Source organism: Gardnerella nova (genome assembly GCF_049244055.1).
Taxonomy (GTDB): domain Bacteria; phylum Actinomycetota; class Actinomycetes; order Actinomycetales; family Bifidobacteriaceae; genus Bifidobacterium; species Bifidobacterium vaginale_H.
Map to the genome: position 1 here is coordinate 1,478,027 of NZ_CP058369.1, position 25,568 is coordinate 1,503,594.

16 protein-coding genes, 2 tRNA genes and 1 pseudogene are annotated in these 25,568 nt (G+C 46.5%); 13 read left to right on the forward strand and 6 right to left on the reverse strand.

Features of this window, described 5'->3' with window-relative positions; genetic code table 11:
• Positions 1 to 17 precede the first annotated feature (17 nt).
• Both HXT56_RS05790 and HXT56_RS05795 read right to left on the reverse strand, forming a co-directional pair.
• Positions 18 to 1,700: a G5 domain-containing protein gene (locus HXT56_RS05790; protein WP_421778007.1), complete on the reverse strand. Its 1,683-nt coding sequence runs from the start codon at positions 1,698 to 1,700 to the stop codon at positions 18 to 20.
• Positions 1,701 to 2,118: 418 nt separating this feature from the next.
• A tRNA-Thr gene (locus HXT56_RS05795) sits at positions 2,119 to 2,192 on the reverse strand.
• 169 nt (positions 2,193 to 2,361) lie between these two features.
• Here HXT56_RS05795 and HXT56_RS05800 point away from each other — a divergent pair.
• From HXT56_RS05800 to HXT56_RS05815, 4 genes are all read left to right on the forward strand, one after another.
• Positions 2,362 to 4,050, forward strand: coding sequence for a serine/threonine-protein kinase (locus HXT56_RS05800; RefSeq protein WP_421778009.1), 1,689 nt, complete (start codon positions 2,362 to 2,364; stop codon positions 4,048 to 4,050).
• 208 nt (positions 4,051 to 4,258) lie between these two features.
• A complete protein-coding gene (locus HXT56_RS05805) occupies positions 4,259 to 5,230 on the forward strand; it encodes a DsbA family protein (protein ID WP_116712439.1) in 972 nt (323 codons plus the stop codon).
• 457 nt (positions 5,231 to 5,687) lie between these two features.
• Positions 5,688 to 6,815, forward strand: coding sequence for an ABC transporter ATP-binding protein (locus tag HXT56_RS05810; protein ID WP_116712438.1), 1,128 nt, complete (start codon positions 5,688 to 5,690; stop codon positions 6,813 to 6,815).
• Between the two features lie 266 nt (positions 6,816 to 7,081).
• A complete protein-coding gene (locus tag HXT56_RS05815; RefSeq protein ID WP_250309719.1) occupies positions 7,082 to 8,497 on the forward strand; it encodes a DUF4032 domain-containing protein in 1,416 nt (471 codons plus the stop codon).
• A 215-nt stretch (positions 8,498 to 8,712) separates the two neighbouring features.
• Here the strand turns inward: HXT56_RS05815 and HXT56_RS05820 are convergent.
• Both HXT56_RS05820 and HXT56_RS05825 read right to left on the reverse strand, forming a co-directional pair.
• Positions 8,713 to 8,785 (reverse strand) — tRNA-Lys (locus tag HXT56_RS05820).
• Between the two features lie 79 nt (positions 8,786 to 8,864).
• A complete protein-coding gene (locus HXT56_RS05825; RefSeq protein WP_116712437.1) occupies positions 8,865 to 9,125 on the reverse strand; it encodes a mycoredoxin in 261 nt (86 codons plus the stop codon).
• A 212-nt stretch (positions 9,126 to 9,337) separates the two neighbouring features.
• Here HXT56_RS05825 and ftsY point away from each other — a divergent pair, with 212 nt between their 5' ends.
• The 6 genes and pseudogenes from ftsY to HXT56_RS05855 all read left to right on the forward strand — a co-directional run bounded on the left by ftsY (position 9,338) and on the right by HXT56_RS05855 (position 18,636).
• Positions 9,338 to 10,564, forward strand: coding sequence for a signal recognition particle-docking protein FtsY (ftsY, locus tag HXT56_RS05830; RefSeq protein WP_421778012.1), 1,227 nt, complete (start codon positions 9,338 to 9,340; stop codon positions 10,562 to 10,564).
• 261 nt (positions 10,565 to 10,825) lie between these two features.
• Positions 10,826 to 12,340 (forward strand): annotated as a pseudogene (locus tag HXT56_RS05835) (ammonium transporter); the annotation flags it as partial.
• Positions 12,341 to 13,509: 1,169 nt separating this feature from the next.
• Positions 13,510 to 14,874, forward strand: a complete 1,365-nt coding sequence (locus HXT56_RS05840; RefSeq protein ID WP_421778505.1) for an MATE family efflux transporter — start codon at positions 13,510 to 13,512, stop codon at positions 14,872 to 14,874.
• A gap of 27 nt (positions 14,875 to 14,901) precedes the next feature.
• Positions 14,902 to 16,374, forward strand: coding sequence for a replicative DNA helicase (gene dnaB / locus HXT56_RS05845; RefSeq protein ID WP_421778014.1), 1,473 nt, complete (start codon positions 14,902 to 14,904; stop codon positions 16,372 to 16,374).
• Positions 16,375 to 16,379: 5 nt separating this feature from the next.
• On the forward strand, positions 16,380 to 17,822 hold the full coding sequence (locus tag HXT56_RS05850; RefSeq protein WP_421778016.1) for a MurT ligase domain-containing protein: 1,443 nt from the start codon (positions 16,380 to 16,382) through the stop codon (positions 17,820 to 17,822).
• A 16-nt stretch (positions 17,823 to 17,838) separates the two neighbouring features.
• Complete coding sequence (locus HXT56_RS05855; RefSeq protein WP_421778018.1) at positions 17,839 to 18,636, forward strand: type 1 glutamine amidotransferase; 798 nt, start codon at positions 17,839 to 17,841, stop codon at positions 18,634 to 18,636.
• A gap of 179 nt (positions 18,637 to 18,815) precedes the next feature.
• Here the strand turns inward: HXT56_RS05855 and HXT56_RS05860 are convergent, their stop codons facing one another.
• Positions 18,816 to 21,053, reverse strand: coding sequence for an RNA degradosome polyphosphate kinase (locus HXT56_RS05860; RefSeq protein ID WP_116712432.1), 2,238 nt, complete (start codon positions 21,051 to 21,053; stop codon positions 18,816 to 18,818).
• 609 nt (positions 21,054 to 21,662) lie between these two features.
• Here HXT56_RS05860 and HXT56_RS05865 point away from each other — a divergent pair.
• The 3 genes from HXT56_RS05865 (at position 21,663) to HXT56_RS05875 (ending at position 24,404) form a co-directional block, all read left to right on the forward strand.
• A complete protein-coding gene (locus HXT56_RS05865) occupies positions 21,663 to 22,394 on the forward strand; it encodes an MIP/aquaporin family protein (protein ID WP_116712431.1) in 732 nt (243 codons plus the stop codon).
• Between the two features lie 124 nt (positions 22,395 to 22,518).
• A complete protein-coding gene (locus HXT56_RS05870; protein ID WP_116712430.1) occupies positions 22,519 to 23,568 on the forward strand; it encodes a glutamyl-Q tRNA(Asp) synthetase in 1,050 nt (349 codons plus the stop codon).
• Between the two features lie 35 nt (positions 23,569 to 23,603).
• Complete coding sequence (locus tag HXT56_RS05875; RefSeq protein ID WP_421778019.1) at positions 23,604 to 24,404, forward strand: YggS family pyridoxal phosphate-dependent enzyme; 801 nt, start codon at positions 23,604 to 23,606, stop codon at positions 24,402 to 24,404.
• A gap of 38 nt (positions 24,405 to 24,442) precedes the next feature.
• Here the strand turns inward: HXT56_RS05875 and HXT56_RS05880 are convergent, their stop codons facing one another.
• On the reverse strand, positions 24,443 to 25,258 hold the full coding sequence (locus HXT56_RS05880) for a fumarylacetoacetate hydrolase family protein (protein WP_421778020.1): 816 nt from the start codon (positions 25,256 to 25,258) through the stop codon (positions 24,443 to 24,445).
• Between the last annotated feature and the right edge of the window lie 310 nt (positions 25,259 to 25,568).

A 25,568-nucleotide genomic window follows, 5' to 3' on the forward strand; every position in this document is an offset into this window, starting at 1 on the left:
GCGTTACGTCGTCCAATTTAGTACCAACCAATCTGCTTCGAATGTCTTACAGCTCCGCTTGGGCTTCCGTACTTATTTTTGATGTAACTTAATCCCCAGCTGATTTGCACCGCCGCGTCCTCATGCCAGTTTGCTCCAGCGCTACTCATTTTGTTTGCAGGAAGCGCTTGTGGAATGCCGTATGCGTGAGAACTTGGGTTTTCGGCGTTCCAACGCCACCCAGATTCTCTATTCCATAGCCAAACCAAATCTTCCCACTCTTTGCCCGTCCATCCCATTTGTGCTGCGGCTCCTTGCGCGAAGAGTTTGGCCTGTTCTGGGGTTGCGTGTACCAAACTATCTGGGTTGCTGGCTGGAGCTGGTGCCGGTGGGTTTGGCGCAGGTGCGGGTGCTGTAGTAACCGTTGACATTGTGGAAGGATTTGGTTGCTTATTTTCTTGCGATTCCGTCTGCTTGGAAGATTGTTGAGATTGCTTGGTTTGAGTGTCGGTTTGTTGAGTTGCAGCGCCGTTAGACGATTTATCGGATGATTGGGCGGGAGCTTGTGCGGATTGCTGCGCCGAAGTAGAAGCTGAAGTCGAGGTAGAAGCCGGAGAAGACTTCGCTGGCTGCGCAGATTCTTGATTTTGTTTGTCAGATGGTGCTGACTTAGGTTGAGTTTGTTGCGTTTGTTGTGCCTGTTCTGCTTGCTTGTCAGATGCTAGTTGCGAAGGAGACAATTGGGTAGCTTTGCGAGGGGTTTCCCGAGGAGTGTTCTTAGTTGTTGCGTTTTTTTGTGATTGACGTTGAGGTTGACGAGGCTGCTTTGCTTGGTTTTGCTGATGATTCGAAGTCTGCGTCGGCTTAGGAGCACTCTTTCCCACAGCAACGACTTCATTAATCGAAGGCTTCACTATATTTTGCGCAATAAGCGTGGCGCTTTCCGCTTTTCCATCTACGTACGTTACGTTATAAACATCCTCACGTTCACCGTTTACGCCAGCCTGTTGTACTACTCTCGCGTTTGCTGGCAGCTTAGGATCGACAATAGTTTGCGTAGCGAAAGGTAACGAAACAGTGCGCGTTTCCTTACCGTGAGTGACTCGTGCAACTCGAAGAATCGTAGTGCCGTCATTTTCTTCAACGCTTACGCGATCTTCTTTGCCGAGCACAATTCCTTGCGAATCGAGGATTGCGCTCGCAGGTAACGTACCGTCTGGCGCAATTCGCGCTTTCCCGTCGGCAATAACGGTTATAGGCCCTTTTTTATTAATTGATAATCCGCAGGTAAGTTGGTCATATATGTTGCGTAAATTCACTGTAATGCGTGCGGCTTTGCGTGCGTTAGCTTTAAAGAATCCAATAAGTTGATCGATACTAGTTGCAACTGTCCAAAATGGTATGGTTACGCCATCTACAGTAATGGAAGTTTGGTAAGCGCTGCGGACGGTGACGGTTGCGTGATTGGTAAGAATTTCCCCAGAAGAAGATATTACTTGATCGTGCGTTTTGAGCGGAATGCGCTGTTCTTCTAGCAAGCGAGTAGACGTAGTGGCGTAAGTTTTAACAATTCGGGTTTTGCCGTTTACTACGAGCGCCACCGATTTTTGTGCGGTAAAAGCAAAAGTACTTGTTGCTGCAAGTGATAGAGACAGGACGCAGGCAAGAATACGTGCGCGTCGCATTACGATTAAGCGTCGAGGGGTCCATCGACGTGCCATATCACCACTCCCTTCACTGTGAACCGGCTTTTATTATACCTTCTACGCTGCACTCTGTTGTGATTATTAATCTGACTACTAATTTGAAAAGAATGAATTGGACAAGTCTGGCTACGCTAAAAGTAGTCAAGACGAAGGTAAAAAAGAAAAATGGGGGCGGGAGAGAAGGGGATATTCCCGCCCCCTAAGAGGAGGAGCTGGTTGGGGGACGCTCCGTCCTCTACTCGGAAACCCTGAGTTGGGGGAAGGTTTCCGAGTTCTTACTCGCGAAAAGTGTTACAGTGTGCAGATTCCCTTTCTCAACCTGAATTTTACATATAAAATTACAAAAAATTACGTCGGCTTATTAAAAGGTTTCCTTCTTCGTGCAACTATTTCCCGTCATTATATGCTGAGCAAGAGATAACAGAAAAAACGGAGCCTCCTGCCGGGATCGAACCGGCGACCTGCCGCTTACAAGGCGGCCGCTCTGGCCATCTGAGCTAAGGAGGCGCACGCTACGTGGTGTACATCACTGCTCCACGCAGAACATTGATTAGTGTATCATATATCGTCAAACTACAAAAGTGACTGTGATTCGTAGCGTGTGGTGCGTTGCGTATTGAGCTGGACTATGAATATGCGAGTGCTTTGGCGGTGCGCAGCATTACCATAATGCAGTATGGAAGATATCAGCATAGTTGATTTGCAGCCGGGCAATAATGTGGGCGGGTATACGCTTATTGCCAGGCTTGGTGGCGGCGCAATGGGGTCAGTTTGGCGCGTTAAAGACGATGGCGGCAATCAGTATGCTATGAAAATATTGCGTGCTTCGATGAATATTTCCGGCAGTGAGGATATTGACGGTGAGCAAGCGCGTGCTCGTTTGCGACTGAAGCGGGAAGCGCTAGCTTTACAGCGTATTCACCATCCGGGAGTGTGTTCAATAGTTGATATGGAGCTTGATGCGTCGATTGCGTTTATTGTTACCGAATTAATTGATGGTCATAATTTGCGTGAGGATGTTGCAGAAAATGGACCGTATTTAGCTGATGATTTAGAGCGTCTTGCGCATAAACTTATTGAAGCTGTTCAGGCAGTTCATGAGGCTGGCATTATTCACCGCGATATTAAGCCAACGAATGTTATGATTGCTGCAACTGGTCCTGTATTGGTAGATTTCGGCATTGCGATGGGTGAAGGTGAAAGTCATGTTACCCGTACGGGATTAGTGATGGGAACTCCGGGATTTATAGCTCCCGAAATTATTGAGGGCAGTGATGCTGACGAGCTTACCGACTGGTGGTCTCTTGCAGCAGTGTTGGCTTTTGCGGCCACCGGAAAGCCGGTTTTTGGTACGAAACCTTTGATGGCGGTGCTTGAGCGTGCAGCTTCTGGCAATGCGGATTTAAGTGGATTGCCGCCGAAAACTTTGGCTGCTTTCCGTGACGTTTTGCAGCCTCAGCGCGAGAAGCGCTGCTCCCCAAACGCTTTGGAACAGGCGATAAGCGAGGATGCTATGAATCCTTTAGCGTGGCCGGAGGCGAACCGCCCTTTTGATCGAAGCGCTGCAGGCGAGACAGCTCGCGCAATGTGGCGTGAAACAATGGACGAAAAGATTGATGAATCGCAGGGTGGATCAACCGACGAGATGCAAACAATTTGTTGCGATAACGTTATTGAAACCTCTGCACTGCCATTATCTGCTACTACGGTTATGCCGCAACGCAATACTGTTACCTCGCAGCCACACGCTGTTACAACGCAACCGGAACATTACGAATCAAATATAAGCCAGGATGTTGATTCTTCTGGCGGTGCTGTTAGCAATCCCCCAAGCCAATATTCTTACTTATTGCGAGGTGCGTGGGCGCTTACAATTTGTGCTCCGATTTGCTCTCTTATTGCAATAGTGAATGTGCTTGATGCTGTGGCAGTCAGCGCATTAATGATGTGGATTACTGCAACGGTTGGATACAATATTGCGGCAAAGTTGCGTCGCCAGCAATTGCATAATGGCACAACTCCGCGGCATGATGTTGTTATGCGTGTTGCAGGGCTGCCTTGGCATAGCGTATGCGGTTTGGCATATACCATACCCCGCATTATTGGCATAGTGGCTGGCGGTGTTGTAGGTTCTGTTGCGTATCCGCTGCTGTGTGGTAGTGCTCCAGAATTACTGTCTGTTACGTTTGGTTCCGTACAAGTTTTTGTGCCGACTTACCATCCGGAAATATTTTCGCAAACGTCTGTTGGTTACGTTTTAGGATTTATTGTGGCTTGGATTGTTATGGCAATTATTAAGGGCACTACTGTGTTCTGTTCGGGACTGGGAGCACTATTTTGTTCGTCGCGTAGGGTTGAAGATTAGTAATTGTGTTAGCTTATGTTGCAGGTTTCATAAGAATTATCGAGTGATTTTCGTTATGCTTTCGTTAGGTTTGTACTGTTGCTAACGTGGTTAGCAGTGTTTCCGTTGGTGCCACACGTTAAACTATGTGGCAGTTATTTATTTATGTGACTGTCGCCGGGAGCAAATCCTGGCGCGTAATGCAAAGTAAGCGAGGATTACGAAACAAATGTCTACAATACAGCCAGATGACGTTCAGCAAAACAGTCATGTTGCTTATGCGCAGCAGAAAAATGCGTTACAAAGTGAACGTTTAGAGCGTGAGGCGCGTGAACGCCGTCAACAAACGATTATTGGGCTTATTGTGGTGCTGATTGTTATCGCCATGATTGCTGCAGTTGGTATAACTGCTTATCAAATGACGTATGTTCAGCCTCAAAAGAAGATTGAGCGATCTGAAAAAGCTCACGTCAATTTGAAAAAACTTGCACCTCAAGATCGTCCAAAAAGCGTGAACGATAAAGACGGCATTTTGTTAAGTAAGTTGGGTTACGGGAAGGCTGTACCGAACGCTCCGACGATTGCTGTGTACTCTGATCCGATGTGCCCAGGTTGCGGCGGTTTTAACCGCAAGGTAGACAAAACTCTGAATGCTATGGTGCGTGCTGGCCAAATTAATTTGGAAATCCACCCAATGTCGTTCCTTGATTCGCTTTCAACCGATCACTACTCTTCTCGAGTAACGGGAGCTATTGCTTATATTGCAGAGAACGATAGTGATCCTGAGCATTTGTTGCAATTTATTAATAACATTTTTGCAGAAGACTTCCAGCCGGAAGAAGGCGAAGGTTATAAACCTGTAAGCAACGAAAAGTTGATTGAACAAGCTAAGAAAGCTGGAATAGACGATTCTGTAGCAAGTAAGGCTTTCGACCGTCGATACGTGAAATGGCAGAATGTAGTGAATAAATACACTCCAGATCGTAAGGAATTGTGGAATGTTTCTGGATCTAACAAGGGTTCTATGACTACTCCAACTGCGACTATTAACGGTAAGTTGCTTGATATGAATGCAGTAAACGAAAAGAATATGAATGTGCTCGATGCAGTACTGCATTGCATTGGCTTGGAAAAGCAGCAAGTTGGTGTTGAAGGGCAAATGCCTAAAGTGACGGATAAGGATGCTCCTATCGACTTGTAATCTTGTAGTAAGTTACACGCATTCAAAGTAACGATAAAATCAAAATATCGTTGTAGTAAAACGGACGTTCAACATTGATGGGCGTCCGTTTTTATATCGCATGAGCTTGCAAGATGAATTATCGTTGATTGTTTCGCGTCTTTGCCATAGCTTTGGTATAAACAAATGATTAAGCAAACGGGCATATTTTTAAGGTGAATACCAACCATTGTTTATGCTTATTGCTGTTTTTAAGAGCGTTTCCGACACGCCGATGCCGCAGAAAATACTGATTTTTTGCTGTTTTTCTGAGCTAAACATGATATATTAAGGCATGGCTCAACGAAGAGAACCTTCAATGGACCAGGTAAGTAAACTGTGGACGATTGATACCCGCCGATGTAGGAAATTGGGGTCATGAGTGCACACCCTTCACTACGGATCGTTCGGCACGTACCTGCCGATGAAAGGACATATCATGGCAGAAGTTGTATTTGATCATGTGACTCGTATTTACCCAGGCAACGATAAGCCTTCGGTTGACGATTTGAACATGACTATTAGAGATGGTGAGTTCCTCGTACTCGTTGGTCCATCTGGTTGCGGTAAGTCAACGACATTGCGTATGTTGGCAGGTCTTGAAGAGGTTAACAAAGGACGTATCCTCATCGGCGGTCAAGACGTTACTACAATGCAGCCAAAGGATCGCGATATTGCAATGGTCTTCCAGAACTATGCATTGTATCCGCATATGACTGTTGCAGACAACATGGGCTTTGCTCTTAAGATTGCTGGCGTTCCAAAAGAGGAAATTCGCGCTCGCGTTGAAAAAGCAGCTCAGGTTTTGGATTTGACTGAGTATTTGGATCGTAAGCCAAAGGCTTTGTCTGGTGGTCAGCGTCAGCGCGTTGCTATGGGTCGCGCAATTGTTCGTGAGCCAAAGGTCTTCCTTATGGATGAGCCTCTTTCGAACCTTGACGCTAAGCTCCGCGTGCAGACTCGTACGCAGATTGCTGCTTTGCAGCGTCAGCTCGGTGTTACTACTTTGTACGTGACTCACGATCAGACTGAGGCCTTGACCATGGGTGACCGCATTGCAGTCATCAAGCTTGGTGTTTTGCAGCAGGTTGGTGCTCCAACCGAGCTTTATGATCGCCCGGCAAACGTGTTCGTTGCAGGCTTCATTGGCTCCCCATCCATGAATATTAACCAGCATCCAGTAGTTAACGGTCGCGCTCAGATTGGTGAGGATTCTATTGTTCTCCCAGCTGAAGCTGTTGACAAGCTCACTGCAGAAGATAACGGCCAGATTATTGTTGGCTTCCGTCCAGAAGACGCAAGCTTGGCAACTTTCGACGATCCAAACGCATTCTCCTTGCGAGTAGTGAACGTCGAAGATCTCGGCTCTGATGGCTATATCTACGGCAACATCATCACTGATGGTTCTCCTGAGGAAGCATCCACAATGATGTCTGACCAGAATAAGCTCACAACAATTCGCGTGAATCCGCGCGCTTTGCCAAAGGTTGGTGACACGGTGAAGATCAAGATTGATCCATCCAAGATGCACCTGTTCGCGCCTTCTACTGAGCTGCGTTTGAACTAAAAGCTGTAGGTTTGTTTGTTTGCGTAAGTAAAATAAACAAATTTTCGATATAAAGGTATTACGGGGTTCGCAATGTTAAGCGGACCCCGTTTTTGCCAGCAAAATCAGAACACAAATAGTGGTAGATAAGTTCGCGTGTTATAACGTATAGCTTATTATGTCTTACTGTGTATAGTTGTTATCAATAATTAGTTGGCAGTGAATCTGCGTAGCGTTTGAGCAGTGGATTGTACTGTTGACATGAGCTTGATTGGTACATGGACTTTATGGAATGGAATGACGCTCCTCAGTTGGACCCGCGTGCTGTGCAGGCAACTTCAGTATCTGCACAAGACGAGAGTGCGTCGTCTCAAGAGCCGCAGACGCTTAAGATTACCGCCGCTAGTTCAAATCCAAAAATGTTTACCTTGCCGTGGGAGCTGCCGCTTTCTCAATGGCCGGTTGATTTATTTGTGAATTTGCCACGCGGTATTTCTCGTCACGTTGTGCGCTTTGTGCATGTTGGTGACGAAGTGTATGCCATGAAGGAAATAACTCGGCAAGTAGCAGAGCGAGAATATGAGTTGCTGCGTCGCTTGCGTAAGCTTGAGTTGCCAACTGTTACCCCTATAGCTGTTGTTGCAGGCCGTCGGGATGCCAATGGTGAAAAACTTGAGGCAATGTTGGTGACGAAACATTTGAAGTTCTCACTGCCATATCGTGCATTATTTGCTCGCACTCTGCGTCCGGACACTGCTGAGCGTCTTATTGATGCGCTCGCTGTGCTTATGGTTCGTTTGCATCTTTCTGGCTTCTATTGGGGTGACGTGTCGCTTTCTAACGTACTGTTTTTGCGAGATGCTGATGCGTTTTCTGCATTCCTGGTTGACGCAGAAACTGGTGATTTGCACGGAAGTTTAACGGAAGGACAGCGCGAATACGACATTGATTTGGCTCGCACCAATATTATCGGCGAACTGATGGATTTGAGCTCAGGTCAATTGTTGCCTACTGAAGTGGACGAAATTAGCATAGGTAATCGTTTGGTTGACCGTTACCATTCGTTGTGGAGTACTCTTACCGATGTCGATAAGTTTAGCCCAGATGAAATGTGGCGTATCGAGCGTCGTGTGAATCGTTTGAACGAGCTTGGATTTGATGTTGACGAGTTGGAAATGAAGACTTCTGAAGACGGACGTAGAGTATTGGTTCGTCCTCGTGTAGTCGATGCCGGTTATGCTTCACGTAAGTTGTTGCGTTTGACTGGCTTGGATGTGCAAGAAAATCAAGCTCGAAGGCTGCTTAATGATTTAGACGCGTATAGAACTTCTACATGGCGTCAGGGTGAAGAGTTGGAGATTGTTGCTACCGACTGGATGCGTGAAGTCTTCGAGCCGACGGTTCGCATGATTCCGCCTGAATTCCGTTCGCAGATTGAGCCAGCGCAGTTCTTCCATGAAGTGCTTGATCACCGTTGGTTTATGGCAGAAAAGGTCGGTCACGACGTTGCTATGCAAGATGCCGTGACGAGTTACATTAAGAATGTATTGCCACAGTACAAAATGGATAAGCGCGTGCTCGCTGCTATTAATGCTGATGCTGATTCCGGTGTAATAGACGATGAATATACTTATTCGCAATCCAATGATGCTGGCGTTGATCTTTATGAGGATGATCAAGATGCCAGCGTGTGGGCAAGTTGAGATTTTGCCTGGATGAGTTGAGGATAGTTACTTGAGCGTTATACAACAAACAAGAGAGCTAATTTTTAATAAGGACGACCTCGTTTGTTGTCTTTGATTGTTCAGCGATTATTTCGCAGGGGGAACTTCGGTTCCCCCGTTTTTATATATAGTTACGAATTAATCTGGATGCAACCAAATATCAACACTGTAGTCTGAATTTGGGTATAAAAAAGTGCCCCCTGTGGGACTCGAACCCACAACCCAAGACTTAAAAGGACTCTGCTCTGCCAATTGAGCTAAAGGGGCAACAAACGCTAAGTGTACTACACTCGAGCGACGAAGTGAATATCGTGTACACGTATGCGTGTTATGAGCGTTGCTGGTGTTATTGCAATTCGCCTAAAGATTCCAACTTTGCTTTAATTTGCGTAGCTGAAGGTTCTACCATAAAAGTATTGTCTGCAAAAGTAACTACCGGAATATGCTTTTGCCCACTAATCTCAACCGCTTTTTCTGCAGCGCCTTCTTCCGTTTCAATATCATGCCAAACGAATGCTACACCATACTGATTAAGCGCAGCTTTAGCACGCTTGCAATCACCGCACCAATCTGCTCCATACACTTCTACGGTTGCTTGATCTGCCATAAATGCTCCTTACTGTACTTTTAATCGTCACTATTGCGCGCAATAAATGGATTGCTTACTGCCTCGCTACTTTCTTACTGCCTCGCTACTAGTTTAATGGATTCCGTAATGCTGTGCTAGTTGATGGCAAATTAATATGCAAGTGTGACAAAGATGAGAAAAAATAGTGAAATATATTGCTAGTGTCCCTTGATTTTCATAGGCTTAATTGCATGAATATGGTTATAGATATGAATACAGTGATTTGGTTTGCGGCTGCAGCGGTCATTATCGCTGTGCTTTTAGTAGCTGCTGCCGTGATATTGCGTATTCGTGGTAACAATCATGGTCCAGACATTCCGCAAAGTGTGGACGACAATCTTTCAACTGTTGAAGCGGGCAAAACAACAGCGTCTGAAAAACCGTTAGATTCTGAACCATCAGCCGAGCCTGTAACTGAGCCGGAGGTTAAGCCGGTAGTTAATTCGGCATCGGGGTCTGCGTCTGGGCTTCGTTCCGCAACTCCACTGCCGGAAAGTACCTCTTCCCGCTTAAAGCGTCTGCGTGAACGTTTAGCACGTAGTGCAAACCCATTTGGTCGCGCGCTTTTCAATATTATGAGTAAGGATCATCTTTCAGAAGAAGATTGGGAAGATGTAGAAGATACGCTGCTTATGGCTGACGTTGGTGCGCAGGCGAGTGAAACATTAGTTGAAGCGCTGCGCCAAGATGCTCGCATTGCTGGTACTACTAGCGCTGACGATGTGCGGGCCGCGCTGCGGGCTAAGCTTTTAGAAATAGTGGGTGAGAATACGGATCGACGTTTGAATGTCGATAAGCCAGAAGCGCACCATCCGGGCGTTATTATGATGGTTGGCGTTAATGGCACTGGTAAAACTACTACTGCCGGTAAATTAGCTCGACTATTTGTGGCTGAACATCGTTCTGTTATGTTTGCTGCTGCTGATACTTTCCGTGCTGCTGCGGCAGACCAGCTTACAACTTGGGCTTCTGCGGTTAATGTGCCGGTTGTGCGAGCCGATAAAGACGGTGCTGATCCCGCTTCTGTTGCCTTTACGGCGGCAAGTAAAGCGCAAGAGGAGCAGACAGACGTATTGATTGTAGATACGGCAGGGCGTTTGCAAAATAAAGCAAATCTGATGGATGAGCTTGGCAAGATTCGCCGAGTGGTAGAGAAAACGATGCCCGTCGACGAAGTATTGTTGGTGTTGGATGCCACTACCGGTCAAAATGGTATGGCTCAGGCGAAGGTTTTTGCTGAGGCTATTGGTATTACAGGCGTGGTGCTCACTAAACTCGATGGTTCTGCCAAAGGCGGTATCGTTATTGCTGTGCAGCGTGAGCTTGGTGTACCGGTGAAGCTTGTGGGACTTGGTGAAGGGCCGGATGATTTAGCTCCATTTGATCCGCACAGTTTTGTAGATGGTTTGCTTGGCTAAGCGGTGGTTTGGTAGGTAACTTGGTTGTTAATTTGGCAATCTGAATTACCGAAACACAAGTTTTGAGCCTGCTTACATGAGCCTGCTTACATAGGTGAGCAGGCTTTTTTATAAGCTTTTTTGCATAGTCTTATTTCATAGTCTTTTTGTTACGTAACTTTTCTCGTTACAATAGCTATATAGCAATAATGTAATACGTCAGCTGCAACGGCACTGTTATTGTGCCGTTTGCGTTGTGCTGTTGAATAATTGAGGTGAGACATGACCACAATGGATCCGCAATGGGCGTTGTTGGCTGGTGCGTTGGTATTTATTATTACGCCTGGCATTGCGCTGTTTTATGGCGGTCGCGAACGTGCTACTTCTATGGTAAATATGATGATGCTGTCTGCTGGTGCTATTGCCGTCACGACGATTGTGTGGACGTTGTGGGGATGGTCTATGGCTTTCGCTGGCAAAGATATGGCCGGTGGCGTAGTTGGAGATCCGATTAGTGGCCTTTTGTTCCGTGATTCCATGGTGGCAGATCATGGCGTATTTACTTCCATGGATGCTAATTCTGGTTTGGCTGGTGGTATTCCTGCAGCTTTCCGTTTAGCCTGTGCTGTAGTCGCTGTTGCGCTTATTACAGGTGCTTTGGCAGGCCGTGTACGTTATGCTATTTGGTTGATTTTTGTGGCTGTTTGGGTGACGTTAGTATTCGCTCCGTTGGCACACATGGTTTGTGGCGGCGGATTGTTATCTCCTAACGGTGCTATTTCGCAAGCTCTTGGTATCCAGGTGCACGATTTTGCTGGTGGTTCTGTATTGCATATTGCTGCAGCGGTTTCTGCTCTTGCCATTGTGCTCATTATTGGCGGTCATGCGCATTTCCAATTGAAGCATTTTGTGCTGCATATTAAGAATGTTGCGCGCACAAGTGTTGGTGCTGATGCTGGTAGTGCTGCAGGTTCCGATTCATTAAAAGATAAGCATATTCGTAATCATGGTGTGAAAAGTCGTTTGTCTCGTGCTTTGTGGGCTGATGTTGCGAATGTGCAGAATGCTGTTCAGAGTGCTGTTGTTTCTCCGGTTGCAACAGTTGCTGAGGTTGCTTCAGAACCTGCCCAATCCGCCACAGATAGTGCTGTAGCTGCCCGTCATCCGCATAATGTTCCGTTTGTTGTGCTGGGCGTGTTTTTGATTTGGTTTGGCTGGCTTGGTTTGATGATTGGTTCGTCCGCAGGTGTTCCTGGCGTTGCTGGTTACGCTTGGGTGAGTTCTATGATTACAGCTTCGGCTTCTATGCTTGCTTGGGGTGTGACTGAACGTTTGCGTTCTGGTTGCTTTAGTGCGTTGGGTGCGGCTTCTGGAATTATGGCTGGCTTGGCTGCGAGCGCTGCTGCTGCGGATGTTATTGCTCCACTGTGGGCGTTGGTGCTGGGCGTGCTTGCTGGAGTTATTACTTCGCTGGTTTCACATTCTCGCATGTTTGTGCGTTACGATGGCGCTTTGCACGTGGTGAGCGTAAATGGTGTTGCTGCTTTTATTGGTGTGCTTGCAGTTGGCTTGTTTGCTGACGGTACCGGATTATTTGCTGTTGGTGACTGGCATCAGTTGGTTGCACAATTATGCTTGATTGGTATTACCGTGCTGTATTCGGGTGCTGTAACAGCGGTTGTTGCTTTTGCGCTTGAGAAGCTGTTAGGGTGGCGTATTTCGGAAGCTAAGGAGCGTAAGGGAGTTGATTTAGCTGATCAAGGCGAGCGTGCTTACGATTTTTCCACTATTGCGCAAAGTCATGGCGGTGCTGTGGTAACTGTTGCTAATGACGGCGATGCGAGTAGAGAGCAGATGGCTGTGCTTGCGTCGGTAGATATTGCGGTTGATGATAATGCAGCTGAGCCTGAGCGTCCGGAGATTGAGGTTGATACTAACGATGAGACTGTTGAACAGAGTGAGGTTGTGCTTGAAAATGCCGCTGATAGTGATGTTCAGGATGTTGCTGTCGATGAAACGTTAGTGGAAGATAGTAAAAATATCGAAGCTGAGGTTGCAGAATCGGATGTTCAATCTGAGGAGAGCAATATAGAAGCGGATACGGAGGCTGACGATAGTGATGCAGCTGAGTCTGATGCCGAAGTTGAGGATACTGAGGCTGAGGACAGTGAAGCTGAAGATGCCGATGTTGCCAAAGCTGTTGAGGCTGACAGTGACGCTGAGAACAGTGACGCTGAAGGTAACGCTGAAGGTGACACTGCAACTAATAAGGATGTTGCTGAGAGTCGTGAGACGGCACAGAGCGAAGGTTCTGTTGAACAGTCTCAAGAGGAGACTCGAAAGAAAAAGTCTGGTAAACGCAACAATGCTAAGTGATCATAAATGGTCACAATGTTGAAAGTGCATATCGTAAGATAGTTCCGTAACGAATGTATCGAGACATTACAAACCGCGTGTGTTACGTAAGTAAAGCACGCGGTTTTTGATTTTCCTTGGCTTTTGAAAGGCACATTTGCCTGCGTAAAGTATCAAATAAGACACGCACGAAATATGACATGTGAATAAAAAGTTGAGTTATCCACATTTTAGGCGTGTTCAAGTGGACATCTGGCAAAATTATCCACATAATGGGGATAACAATGTGGATATCCTGCGGATAACTTGTGTAAACCAATCTTTCTATTTGCACTTTTAACATATTTGTGTTAGCGCGCAAACCAAAGTAAGTAAGCGGATGAGTTGCTTGTGTACGCAAACAATCCAAAAAAGTAATTTCGCCGCAAATAAACTAATTAAAAAGTAAAGCGATACAATAAAACACTATGGCACATAAGCAGTTGGAAAATAACAATATGGCAACATTGCCGCACGACGCACATCGTGCTTCGTCAAACGAGTCAAGCAAGGATACGTTACGCAAAAATACGCAAAGTAATCTTGCGCAAGCTACTGTAGTAGATGCTCACATGCTTAAGTCTGTTAACGACATTGCTTCACAACGGAAAGATGTACTCCGCAATATGTGGCTGCTTGCTGTGCCAACATTCGGTCAACTTATTGCAGAACCAGCATTCGTGCTCATTGATACTGCTATTATCGGTCACATTGGCCGCAACGCCCTTGCAGGGCTTTCTATTGGCTCAACGGTGCTTCTTACCACTACCGGTCTTTGCCTTTTTCTCGCGTACAATACAACTTCGCAAGTTGCTCGTTTTTTAGGTGCCGGCAAACGGCGTGAAGGTTTTAGCGTTGGCATGGATGGATTATGGTTGGCAATGCTACTTGGGATTGTGCTTACTGTGATACTTCTGTTTGCTGCAGAGCCGTTATGTTACGCTGTTGGAGCGCGCGGCGAAACTTTGCGCAATGCAATTGTGTACACACAAACGGTGATACCGGGATTGCCAGCAATGCTGCTCGTTTACGCAGCAAACGGCATATTTCGAGGCTTACGCAATGTGCACATTACCTTATTTGCTGCGGTAAGTGGAGCCATAATTAATACGATACTTGACGTAATCATGGTGTTTGGTTTGCGTTTAGGAATTGCAGGATCTGGTATTGCTACCATGATTGCGCAATGGTATATGGGGTTGGTGCTCACTATCCCTGCTATTGTGTGGGCTGCACATAGTCAGGCGCGTCTCCGGCCGCATTTTCGCCATATTTTACATTCCGCTGGTAGCGGTGTGCCGCTTTTTGTGCGCACTCTTGCACTGCGTGTATGTATGGTTGCCACGGTTGTTATGGCCACGAGACTCGGCACGAATACGCTTGCAGCTTACCAAGTTGCCAATTCTTGCTGGAACTTTGTGATGAATATTCTCGATGCTATTGGTATCGCTGCGCAAACTATTGTTGCAGCTGCACTTGGTGCGGGTCTTCGTGAGCGTGCCGGCATGATTACGCGTATTTGCGCTCAAGTAGGTGCGGTAAGTAGTGTGATTGTTGGTTTAGTAATGATATTAGTTGGATGGAGTTGCTCGCCATTATTCACTCCGCACGCGGATATTCAGCTCCTCATTGCGATCGGCATGACAATAATAGGATTGTTCCTACCTCTTGCTGGTTGGATGTGGGCTTTAGATGGCGTGCTTATTGGTGCTGGCGACCATCGTTATTTAGCAAAGGCTTGCTCTGCAACGGCAGTAGTGTATTTACTTGCGCTTCTTACTACTTACGCAATTGATTCGCTACTAAATACTCACGATATTACGCGAACTATTACGCTGTGGGTTGTGTTAAACGCTGTGTATATTGGTGGTCGTGCCGTGGGAAATAGTCTAAGAATACGCAACGATACGTGGATGGAATCTGCTGCGCGGCTGTAATACGTGCGCGCGTTTATACTCGATTCTATGGCAGATAATGATATGTGGCAGTCCGCGTCAAGCAAGGTGAGTCGCGCTGGAAGTAATCGAGGCGGCAACGGTGACGCTTCGTTATACGGTTCTGAAAGTACAAGTCGCGGCAGTGAAATGGGCGGTGTAACACTGTTTGATCGTGTGCCTCCGCACGATGTTGACGCAGAAATGGCGGTACTCGGTGGCATGCTCATGAGTAAGGATGCTATTGGTGAGGTATCGCAAGTACTTGAAACGGCTGATTTCTACCAGCCTCAGCATCAAACAATTTATGATGCTATTCTTACGCTGTTTTCTGGTTCGCAGCCAGTTGATGTTGTGCTGGTTGCTAACGAATTAATGAAAGCTGGCAATCTCGATAAAATTGGTGGTGCCGATTATTTGCACAGCCTCGTGGCTTCCGTACCGACGGCTGCAAATGCAATGTATTATGCAGATATTGTGCATCAGAATGCCGTTTTGCGTAACGTCATTACAGCCGGCACTAAAATTGCGCAAATGGGCTATTCTGCCTCAGGTGCGCAGGCAGAAGATATCGTAAATCTCGCACAATCGGAAGTGTACGAGATGAGCGCTGGTAGAATACGTCAGGATTATGTTGCTATTGGTCCGGTTTTGCAAAATACGCTCGATCAGCTCGATAAAATGCAGAATCATGAGCTTGAACAAGGCGTGCCAACCGGTTTTCGCGATATTGACGAAGTTACGCAAGGTTTGCAGCCTGGTCAAATGATTGTTGTTGCAGGCCGTCCAGCCATGGGTAAGTCAACGCTCGGCATTGATTTTGCACGTTCGGCTGCGTTGCATCATAATCTAACTACCATCGTATTCTCGCTCGAAATGAGCAAAGTGGAATTAGCGCAGCGCATTATTGCTGCAGAAACGAATATTCCGCTTGCTGCCATGCGTAGAGCGGAAGATATTACGCCGGATCGCTGGAATACACTCAATAATTTCTGGACAAAAATGCAGAACGCCCCACTTTTTATTGACGACAGTCCAAATATGAGTTTGATGGAGATTCGCGCAAAATGTCGTCGTTTGAAACAAACGAATGATTTGAAACTGGTAGTTATCGATTACCTTCAGCTTATGAGTTCCGGCAAGCGCGTTGAAAGCCGTCAGCAGGAAGTTTCGGAATTTTCGCGTGCGCTAAAATTGCTCGCTAAAGAGCTTGAAGTGCCGGTTGTGGCTTTAAGCCAGCTCAATCGTGGGCCAGAAATGCGCAACGACAAGAAGCCGCAACTTTCGGATTTGCGCGAATCTGGTTCTATCGAGCAGGATGCTGACGTGGTGTTCCTGGTGCATCGTCCTGATTTCTACAATAAGGAAGATCGCCCGGGTGAAGCGGATATTATTATGGCTAAGCATCGTAATGGCCCTACTGATACCTTCAATCTTGCCTTCCTTGGCGCAACTTCCAAATTTATGGATATGCCACAGGATTATCAGCAGGCAGGGGTGTGATAAGTATGTCAAGTGGCAACCATGAATCGCGTAAAAAGTTGCGTAAAGATTTGAATAAAGATTTGAATAAGACCTTGAACAAGCATTGGTACAGTTTTGCTATGCCCGCTGTAGGAAAGTTAGTATGCTTACTTTCCAGAGCTTTACATCACGGCGGAAGCGCTCTGCCAGGTAAAGTAATCGAGCGTCTTGATCCAGGCTTTTTAGCGCGAACCTTAGCAACATTACCGTACGGAATAGTACTTATTTCCGGAACTAACGGCAAAACTACCACGACGCGTATGGTAACTTCTATGCTGCGAGACGCAGGATTTAAAGTATTTACGAATCCAACAGGCTCCAACTTTACTAGAGGCGTAGTGGCAGCTCTCGCAAAAACTATGCCTGCTTTTGGCACAAAACTAGACGCGGATATTGCGGTTTTAGAGCTTGACGAAGCGTACGCAGTGCATTTTGTAAATCAAATTAAACCACGTTACGCTACGTTACTCAATGTTATGCGCGACCAGCTCGACCGTTTCGGCGAAATTGATACGACTGCAAAACTATTAAGTAACGTAGCCGCTGCGACTGAAGGAACGGTAGTGTTAAACCGTGAAGATCCACGTATTCGTGCGCTTGCAAGCGTTGTTCTTTCTGGTGCCAGCGTGCGCTACTTCGGTTTGGATGATGCAGTAAAAAGTATGTTCCCAACGGATGATGATTTGCACAATAATGTTGAGAAAAACGAAAATTGCGAAGACGGTGCAGTGGGGAGAGATAGCAACCTTCCCAAAGCAGATGTTGTGCTTTCAAAAGTTGGCGACCACGAGGCTGAGTTTATTATCAAAGGGCAGCGTAAAACTACTTCCGTAAAACTCGACGGAGCTTACAATATTTTCAACGCCGCAGCTGCTGCAACTGTAGTTCGTGCTATCTTAGCGGACGCGGCAAAACAAAATTCTGCGCTACAAAAATTCGACGACGATGCGCTTATGGCGGCGATTTCGCGCGTGACTCCAGCTTTCGGGCGAGGCGAAGTAATTGAAGTTAATAGTGCTCCAGTTGAGCTTGTTTTAGTAAAAAATCCTATTGGTTTTAGGCTTGCGCTTGCTTCTGATCATCCGCAAAATCACGATACAATGATTGCGATTTGCGACGAATATGCGGACGGGCGAGACATGAGTTGGCTGTGGGACGTTGATTTTACATGCTTGAGCGGCAGTGGAGTTGCGTGCGTTTCTGGCACTCGCGCATGGGACATGGCTTTGCGCTTGGAATACGATAAGGTTGCGGCTCGCAATGTGAATACGGATTTAGAAGAAGACGTTAAATCTTTCGTGAACGGTGATTTTAGTGGCAACACTAAAAACGCAAAACGCATATACTGCACGTATACTGCCATGCTCCGCGTGCGCGCGACTTTAGCGCAACTTGCGGAAGTTAAAGACGTTGGAGTTGGAAAGTAGTTGGAAAGTAGAAGTCATGAATGGTGCCAGTGATATTAGTCAGGCAACTGCTAATAATGAGTATAAAAATCGCGTGCTAGATATTGTGTCGCTATATCCGAAAGACATGAATATTTACGGCGACTATGGCAATGTGCTTACGATTATGCGCCGTGCGGAATTGTACGGATATAAACCTGTGTTGCACGAGTACAATGTTGGCGATGATTGGCCAAAGCGTGTGGATATGATTCTTGGCGGCGGTGGCCAAGACCATGGTCAAAGTAGAGTTACTGAAGATTTATTTGCGCGCGCGGATGCGATTCGGGAGCTTGCAAAAAGTGGCGTGCCAATGCTTATGATTTGCGGACTTTACCAGCTTTTTGGAGAGTATTTTGAAACCGTTGAGGGCCAAAAGCTTCAAGGAATTGGCATACTCGGTGAGCATACGGTTGGTCAAGACGTGCGCATGATTGGAAATCTTGTGGAGCACAGCGCCGATTTTGGCGATATTGTGGGCTACGAGAATCATTCCGGGCGCACAAGCTTGGAAGATGGCACGCAGCCGCTTGGCTCGGTTGATGGTGAAAATTGCGGAAATAATGGTGAAGATCACACGGAAGGCGCTCGCAAATATAACGTTATTGGAACGTATATGCACGGCTCAGTTTTGCCGAAAAATCCGCGCTTGGCTGACTTTTTAATTCAAAAAGCTGCAGAAAATCGTTACGGTGAATTTACACCAAATCAGACGGACGCTCAGCGCATAGAGCTTGCAAAACTGGACGAACTTGCCGATAGCGCTCGCAAAGTCGCCATAACTCGTCCGCGGTAAACTTGCCTGTATTATATACAAAAGCCTGCTGAATTATGCAAATTATTGCAAACCAGCAGGCTATTTTGTAGTTTTTAGATTGATTTTTGACTTTATTTTTCTCAGCTATTCGCACGGGAAACAACGTGTTAGTCGCAATGCAGCCGTTGCGTACGCTATTTATTGCGTTAGCTTTTTACTTAGTTCGCACCACGAGGCTTGCGCGTGTGGGTGTGAATTAAATAAGCCTGGCTGTCGACGAGCGGACGACCTTCCTTGTCGCGAGAGTGCAAGGTGTACGTGCCATCGCCATCCATCCACCATGAGACCGTAGAATCAGCCATTTGCAAATCAATATACTGAATCAACGCTTCAACTTGGTCAGGGGCGCTAATGCGAACCAGCGTTTCCACGCGACGATCAAGATTGCGGTGCATCAAGTCAGCTGAACCAATCCACACTTCTGGACCGCTCGCAGGGCCGTCTCCAATTTGTGGACCACAAGAATTAGCAAACGCGTAAATACGGCTATGTTCAAGGAACCTGCCGAGTACTGAACGAACGCGAATATTATCGCTCAATCCCTCAATACCAGGCTTCAATGAGCAAATGCCACGCTCAACAATATCAATCTTCACGCCTGCTTGCGAAGCGCGGTACAAGGCATCAATAGTTTGCTCGTCAACCACAGAATTGACTTTAATTTTAATCCACGCTTCTTTACCAGCAAGAGCCGCTGCTTCCTCGCGGCGAATACGTTGGATAATGCCAGTGCGAACCGTACGCGGAGCAACAAGTAAGCGGTGGAAACTTGACTTTGGAGCGTAACCAGAAAGCTGGTTGAACAGACGCGTCAAATCCTGTCCGACTACAGGATCGCAAGTAAGCAATCCCAAATCCGTGTATAAACGAGCTGTCTTAGGATTGTAATTTCCTGTACCAACGTGGCAGTAGCGTCGCAATCCTTCTGCTTCCTGACGGACCACAAGAGACAACTTGCAATGCGTCTTCAAACCAACAATGCCGTATACAACGTGCACGCCTGCGCGCTCAAGCTTACGCGCCCACGCAATATTCGCATCCTCGTCAAATCGTGCCTTAATTTCAACTAACGCAAGCACCTGCTTACCAGCGTGAGCCGCGTCAACAAGAGCATCGATAATCGGCGAATTGCTAGAAGTTCGGTACAAAGTCTGCTTAATTGCAAGAACCTTCGGATCGGCAGCAGCTTGCGCAAGGAAAGCCTGCACAGAAGTAGAGAAGGAATCATAAGGGTGATGCAACAAAATATCGTGCTCACGAATCGAAGCGAAAATATCTTGCGCATGGCTAGTTTCAACTTCCGCAATCTGACGATTCGTAGTCGGAATAAACGGACGATACTTTAAATCTGGGCGATCCAAAGCCTGCAACTCAAAAAGTACCGTCATATCGAGCGGCGAAGGTAAGCGATACACTTCCTCAGGGCTTACTCGCAACTGATTGGCAAGAAGTTGGGAAAGGAACGGGCTGGCTTCGTCGGAAATTTCCAAACGAATTGGCGGTCCAAAGCGGCGACGCAAAAGCTCTTTCTCCATAGCGTTGAGCAAGTTTTCTGCATCGTCTTCCTCAACGTCAATATCCTCATTACGCGTAACGCGGAAGGAGCGAGCTTCCTTAATAATCATGCCTGGGAAAAGCGATTCCAAGTGCGCTGCAATCAACTTTTCCATGGTGATAAAGCCGTAGCGTTCCTCGCGGCCTTCTTCATCTGTTAAATCGTCAACTGGCACAAGACGGTTCAAATTGTCTGGAATTTTTACGCGCGCAAAATGCGATTTCCCAGAATTTGGATTTTCGACGATAACAGCCAAGTTAATAGACTTGCCGGAAATGTATGGGAACGGGTGTGCAGGGTCCACTGCGAGTGGGGTGAGCACAGGGAATACTTGCTTGCGATAGTAATCCGAAAGGCGATCTTTTTCGGACTGAGTAAGCTTATCCCAGCTGAGCAAAACAATGCGCTGCTTGGCAAGTTCCGGGAGAATATGGTCGATAACATAGTGCGCATGCTCATCTTGGCGGCGATGCGTCACTTCGCTGATAGCGCGCAATTGTTGGCGTGGGCTGAGCCCGGATGCTGCGGTAACAGCAATGCCAGAATCAATGCGTCGCTTCAAGCCTGCGACTCGAACCATAAAGAATTCGTCGAGATTTGACGCAAAAATAGCAGCAAAATTAGCACGTTCAAGGAGTGGCAAATCGGTATTTTGAGCCAACTCAAGCACGCGTCGATTGAATTTCAACCAGCTTAACTCGCGGTCGAAGAAACGATCCTTTGGCAACGGTAGCTCACCCTCACGAGCTTCACGCTTTTCTGCCTTTTCATCTTCGGCGATGTGTTCTGCAATTTGACCTCGCAAAATCGCCTTTGAGGGAGCGTCAAAAATTTGTACCATACTCCGTAATTGTATGCGTTGTAAGGGAAGTGCGCGACTGAGTGTCGAAGCTTTCGACACGCCGACAATTATGCAATAAGAACGCAAGTGCACATGACAACCTTTGCATGTTCACAAAATAGTGCAAGAGACTTGATTTTTTGTGTGCAATTGAACAGTAGCAACAATATGTGAACAAAGGCTATTCTGTACTTTACTATTAAGCGAAAAGTGACGATAATAATAAGTACAAAAACAAATAGAGATAGCGGTAACCCACAAAAGTGTATGGATATGAAATCCGTGGACGTTGGACGGGACATTAAAGACTTTAACCGTTGCAACGAGGATGTTGTGCAGATGAATCCGCTGAAGTTGTTTTTGTAAACGAGAGGCTCGCCAAAGTGGCGGGCCTCTTTTGATGTGAGGGCGATTTTACTGCTCGTGCAGACTGTCGCGCGCATAAGGGAAACTATCAAAGAATAATTGTTGGAATTCATTTTCTTAGCTTCTTTGAAAATGAGAATATATTGTGTTCCATGCTGTGCTAATCGCAATTGCGAGTTGTGAATTTATTGACGCGTGATTACGTGTGTGGAGTTTGAAACAGGTAAGAAGGATCGAAGGACCATGCAACATTCGTTTATGGCAACGTTGGCTGCAGAATTTATCGGCACTGCTATTCTTATGATTTTCGGAAACGGTGCTGTAGCAAACGTTGAATTAAAAAATACTAAAGGACACCATGCCGGTTGGCTCAATATTGCCATGGGTTACGGTTTTGGTGTGATGTTCCCGGTGCTCATGTTTGGCGGAATTTCCGGCGCGCATATCAATCCTGCGATGACGATTGCGCAAGCTGTAAACGGCATGTTCCCATGGGAGAATGTAGCTCCTTATATTGTCGCTCAGCTTCTGGGTGCGTTGGTTGGCCAGCTTATTGTGTACGTAACTTATTTGCCGCATTACAACGAAACTGAGGAGCCAGAAGCAATTCTTGGCACTTTCTGCACTACGGATGCGTATAACAACAAAATTAACTACTTCCTTAACGAATTCTTCGGTACTCTTGTGCTTGTTCTGGCTGCACTTTGCTGCCTTACTTCTCCATGGGGTGAGAAGAATTTGGCCGGCGCTTCAATCGTTGTCGGCTTCGTTGTTTGGGGATTGGTGACTTCTATGGGTGGCCCAACTGGTCCTGCTTTGAACCCTGCACGTGATCTTATGCCGCGTTTGCTCCACGCAATTTTGCCAATTCCACACAAGGGTTCTTCTCGCTGGGGTGAAGCGTGGATTCCAGTTGTTGCTCCTACTGCTGGCGCAATCTTGGGCGTGCTTATGTATAAGGTCTTGTTTGCATAAAGCAGTTGCTTTGGATTGTGATTGATTGCGGTTTATTGCGATTGTAAGAAGCGCGTAATGCTAGTATGAATGCGTTACGCGCTTTTTATTTTGTAAGCTTGCGTTTATTAAGAAAGACGAAATCATGTTTTCTAAGTCACTTATTGCAATTGGGCGTTTTGCGCCGACTCCTTCCGGGCGTATGCATATTGGCAATATGGTAGCAATGTTGGCTGCGTGGCTCTCTGCAAAATCACAGGGCGGCCACATGCTTTTGCGTTTGGAAGATCTTGATATTGCGCGCATGCCGAAGGATGCTAGCGCGCGAGTTATTGACGATTTGAAGTGGGCTGGTCTTGATTGGGTTGGTGAGCCGACTTATCAGCATGAACGCACTGCAATTTACCAAGAAGCTCTTGAGACGCTAGAATCTTTGCAAGACGACGACGGAAATTCGTTGATTTACCCTTGCTTTTGCTCGCGTTCCGACATTCGCGCAATCGCAGCTCCGCAGGAAGGCGACGGTTTCATACGTTACCCGGGTACGTGCAGAAATCTTCGTAAAAACGCGCAAGGTTTGGCACAAATCGAAAAGCGTTTGCAAAATAATCAGCAACATTCTTTGCGGCTTGCTGTTCCTTCGGCTGATTCGAGGGAGGCAAATATTGATTTTGAAGACGCGATTTTTGGTGCGCAATCTTTTAATATTGATCGCGACTTGGGTGATATGGTGATTCGTCGCGCGGATGGCGTTTTTTCTTACCAGCTTGCGGTTGTTGTTGACGATGTTTTGAGCGGAGTAAATGATATTGTGCGCGGGCGTGATTTGCTTCGTTCGGCAGCGTTGCAGATTTGGATTGGTGAGCTGCTTGAAAAATCGGGATTTTTTGCGGCTCACGGTGTGCATTATGTGCGTCCGCAATTTGCGCACTTGCCGCTAATTGATAACGCTCAAGGCGAGCGGCTTGCAAAAAGTAAGCACTCGCTAGACGTTGGCGCGCTTCGAGAAGCTGGCTGGAGTGCCGAGCGCATGATCGGCTACTGCATGTATCTTTTGGGATACAAAAAGCCTGGGCAAAATCAGCCTGTAGATATGAGTGCTGCCGACGCGCTCGCGTTATTTAAAAGCCTTGACACGCCGTGGGATTCTGTTCGCGCAAACTTAGCCGACAAATCCGTGCCCTTCCTCGACTAAACTATGTAGTTAGGTTTGATAGATTGGGGCAATAAATGGCATATATGACGCAAAAAGATTTGGCGAATACTGAGGTCGATTGTGTTCGTGCGCGTCAAATTGCCGACGGCGTGCACAGCTTGCAAGACGCCATTGCTCAAGCCGAATCGCATTATGGTCGCAAAGCTGAATCGGTTATGTTGCTTGCCGCAACTAAAACGCGAGATGTTGGCGAAATTATGGCGGCGCTTCGTGCTGGAGTGCGAGTAATTGGGGAAAATCGCCCGCAAGAAATTGTTGCAAAAGCTGAAATTTTACGCGCGCAAGCTGCTAGAGAAGGTTTAAGCGTTGGTGTGAACGGCGAAATTCCACTCTATTTAATTGGTCAGCTGCAAAGCAATAAAATAAACAAAGTCTTGCCGCTTGCAAATGGGATTCAGTCGGTTGATGGCATTGAGCTTGCACAAAAAATATCTGCTCGCGCGCAAAATTTGGGACTTTGCGTAGATGTTATGCTGGAAGTGAACGTTTCGGGAGAAGCTACAAAATCCGGATGTGCGACAGAACGTGCGATTGACGAAGCGCTCGCTATATCTAGTCTTCCGGCGCTTAATTTGCACGGATTTATGACACTTGGAGCGCGTGTGGATGATGAAAAAATAGTGAGAAGCGGTTTTGCAAAATTGCGAGAAATTAGAGATTGTGTAAGTGAACAACTCGCGCAAGATCATGATGGAAACTCTGCAAAATTAGAGCTTTCGATGGGAATGTCCGGCGATTTTGCGTGGGCGATTGCCGAAGGCTCGACGATGGTTCGAATCGGTTCGGCAATCTTTGGCCCACGCGCATTCGTGTAGTTTTAAGTCAAAGTTTTAAGTCAAATTGATGATTTTAGTTACGCATGCACAATCACATTGCGCAGCGAACCGATGCCATCTACGTGTACAATCGCTTCGTCACCAGCGCGCAAAGTTCCAGCTGGGTACGGAGTTCCTGTCAAAATCACATCTCCTGGAAGAAGCGTTGAGAAGCTTGAAATCGCAGCAATTTGCTCAGGAATACTGTGAATAAGTCGAGCTGTAGTGCCGTCAGCTTCTGGCACATTTTCGCCATTAAGCGTAAATGAAATATGTGCATCGCGCCAATTTAGTTCGGTTGTAATCCAAGGTCCAAGTGGGCAAGAAGTGTCGAAGCCCTTTGCGCGCGTCCACATTGGGTCGCTTCCTGCGCAATCTCGTAAAGTTACGTCGTTTACGCACGTAAAACCAAAAACGTAATTCATTGCTGTGTCTGCAGTCACATTTTTGGCGATTTTGCCCATAACAACTGCCACTTCTGGCTCAAAATTCATGTCGTTTGAGCAAGCAGGAATCACAATCGGATCGTCCGGACCAATTACAGAAGTGCTCGGCTTTGTAAAAATCACCATATCTTCGGCAGTATGCGAAGAAGCCGCAGGAGAGGTAGCGCGCTCGTCGTCAGAGCGCGTATCGTAATTTTTTGCCAATCCGTAAACTTTCGAAGGAATAACAGGCACAAGCAAACGCACTCCATCAGCATCCAACGCGTAACGTTTACCAGTTGGCTTAACTCCTTGCGGGCTTAAAGGATGCCCTTCAAGCGCTACTAAATAATCTTTACCGTCGGTTTCGTCTTTTTGAACGAAAGCGTATTGCGGAACTTCATTATACGAAAAACGTGCAATTCTCATGCTTTTAAGATTACGACATATTTGCTACTTAATTAGAGACTATTTGCTACTTAATTAAACTTTGTCTGCTACTTAACTAAATTATTTGCGTAAATTATTTGCGATTGAAAATTCTTGAAAACAAAACTTGAGTCTAGTACACTCAAGTTTTAGGAATAAAGTTATAGGAAAATCTGTTATACGTATCAGATACATGAAAGTGAAAGCTCGTTAGAACTCGAAAGTATCGTCAAAAAGCTTGAAATTGCAATAAAAGTTGCAGTGATTTGACTTAACTGGAATGGTTTCTACAGCTTTCGTGGAAATGAGG

What these genes read in the sequence shown, in the direction of transcription:
- HXT56_RS05790 (WP_421778007.1), bottom strand. Translation starts at nt 1,700, where the DNA reads ATGGCACGTCGATGGACCCCTCGACGCTTAATCGTAATGCGACGCGCA.
- HXT56_RS05800 (WP_421778009.1), top strand. Translation starts at nt 2,362, where the DNA reads ATGGAAGATATCAGCATAGTTGATTTGCAGCCGGGCAATAATGTGGGC.
- HXT56_RS05805 (WP_116712439.1), top strand. Translation starts at nt 4,259, where the DNA reads ATGTCTACAATACAGCCAGATGACGTTCAGCAAAACAGTCATGTTGCT.
- HXT56_RS05810 (WP_116712438.1), top strand. Translation starts at nt 5,688, where the DNA reads ATGGCAGAAGTTGTATTTGATCATGTGACTCGTATTTACCCAGGCAAC.
- HXT56_RS05815 (WP_250309719.1), top strand. Translation starts at nt 7,082, where the DNA reads ATGGAATGGAATGACGCTCCTCAGTTGGACCCGCGTGCTGTGCAGGCA.
- HXT56_RS05825 (WP_116712437.1), bottom strand. Translation starts at nt 9,125, where the DNA reads ATGGCAGATCAAGCAACCGTAGAAGTGTATGGAGCAGATTGGTGCGGT.
- ftsY (WP_421778012.1), top strand. Translation starts at nt 9,338, where the DNA reads ATGAATATGGTTATAGATATGAATACAGTGATTTGGTTTGCGGCTGCA.
- HXT56_RS05840 (WP_421778505.1), top strand. Translation starts at nt 13,510, where the DNA reads ATGCTTAAGTCTGTTAACGACATTGCTTCACAACGGAAAGATGTACTC.
- dnaB (WP_421778014.1), top strand. Translation starts at nt 14,902, where the DNA reads ATGGCAGATAATGATATGTGGCAGTCCGCGTCAAGCAAGGTGAGTCGC.
- HXT56_RS05850 (WP_421778016.1), top strand. Translation starts at nt 16,380, where the DNA reads ATGTCAAGTGGCAACCATGAATCGCGTAAAAAGTTGCGTAAAGATTTG.
- HXT56_RS05855 (WP_421778018.1), top strand. Translation starts at nt 17,839, where the DNA reads ATGAATGGTGCCAGTGATATTAGTCAGGCAACTGCTAATAATGAGTAT.
- HXT56_RS05860 (WP_116712432.1), bottom strand. Translation starts at nt 21,053, where the DNA reads ATGGTACAAATTTTTGACGCTCCCTCAAAGGCGATTTTGCGAGGTCAA.
- HXT56_RS05865 (WP_116712431.1), top strand. Translation starts at nt 21,663, where the DNA reads ATGCAACATTCGTTTATGGCAACGTTGGCTGCAGAATTTATCGGCACT.
- HXT56_RS05870 (WP_116712430.1), top strand. Translation starts at nt 22,519, where the DNA reads ATGTTTTCTAAGTCACTTATTGCAATTGGGCGTTTTGCGCCGACTCCT.
- HXT56_RS05875 (WP_421778019.1), top strand. Translation starts at nt 23,604, where the DNA reads ATGGCATATATGACGCAAAAAGATTTGGCGAATACTGAGGTCGATTGT.
- HXT56_RS05880 (WP_421778020.1), bottom strand. Translation starts at nt 25,258, where the DNA reads ATGAGAATTGCACGTTTTTCGTATAATGAAGTTCCGCAATACGCTTTC.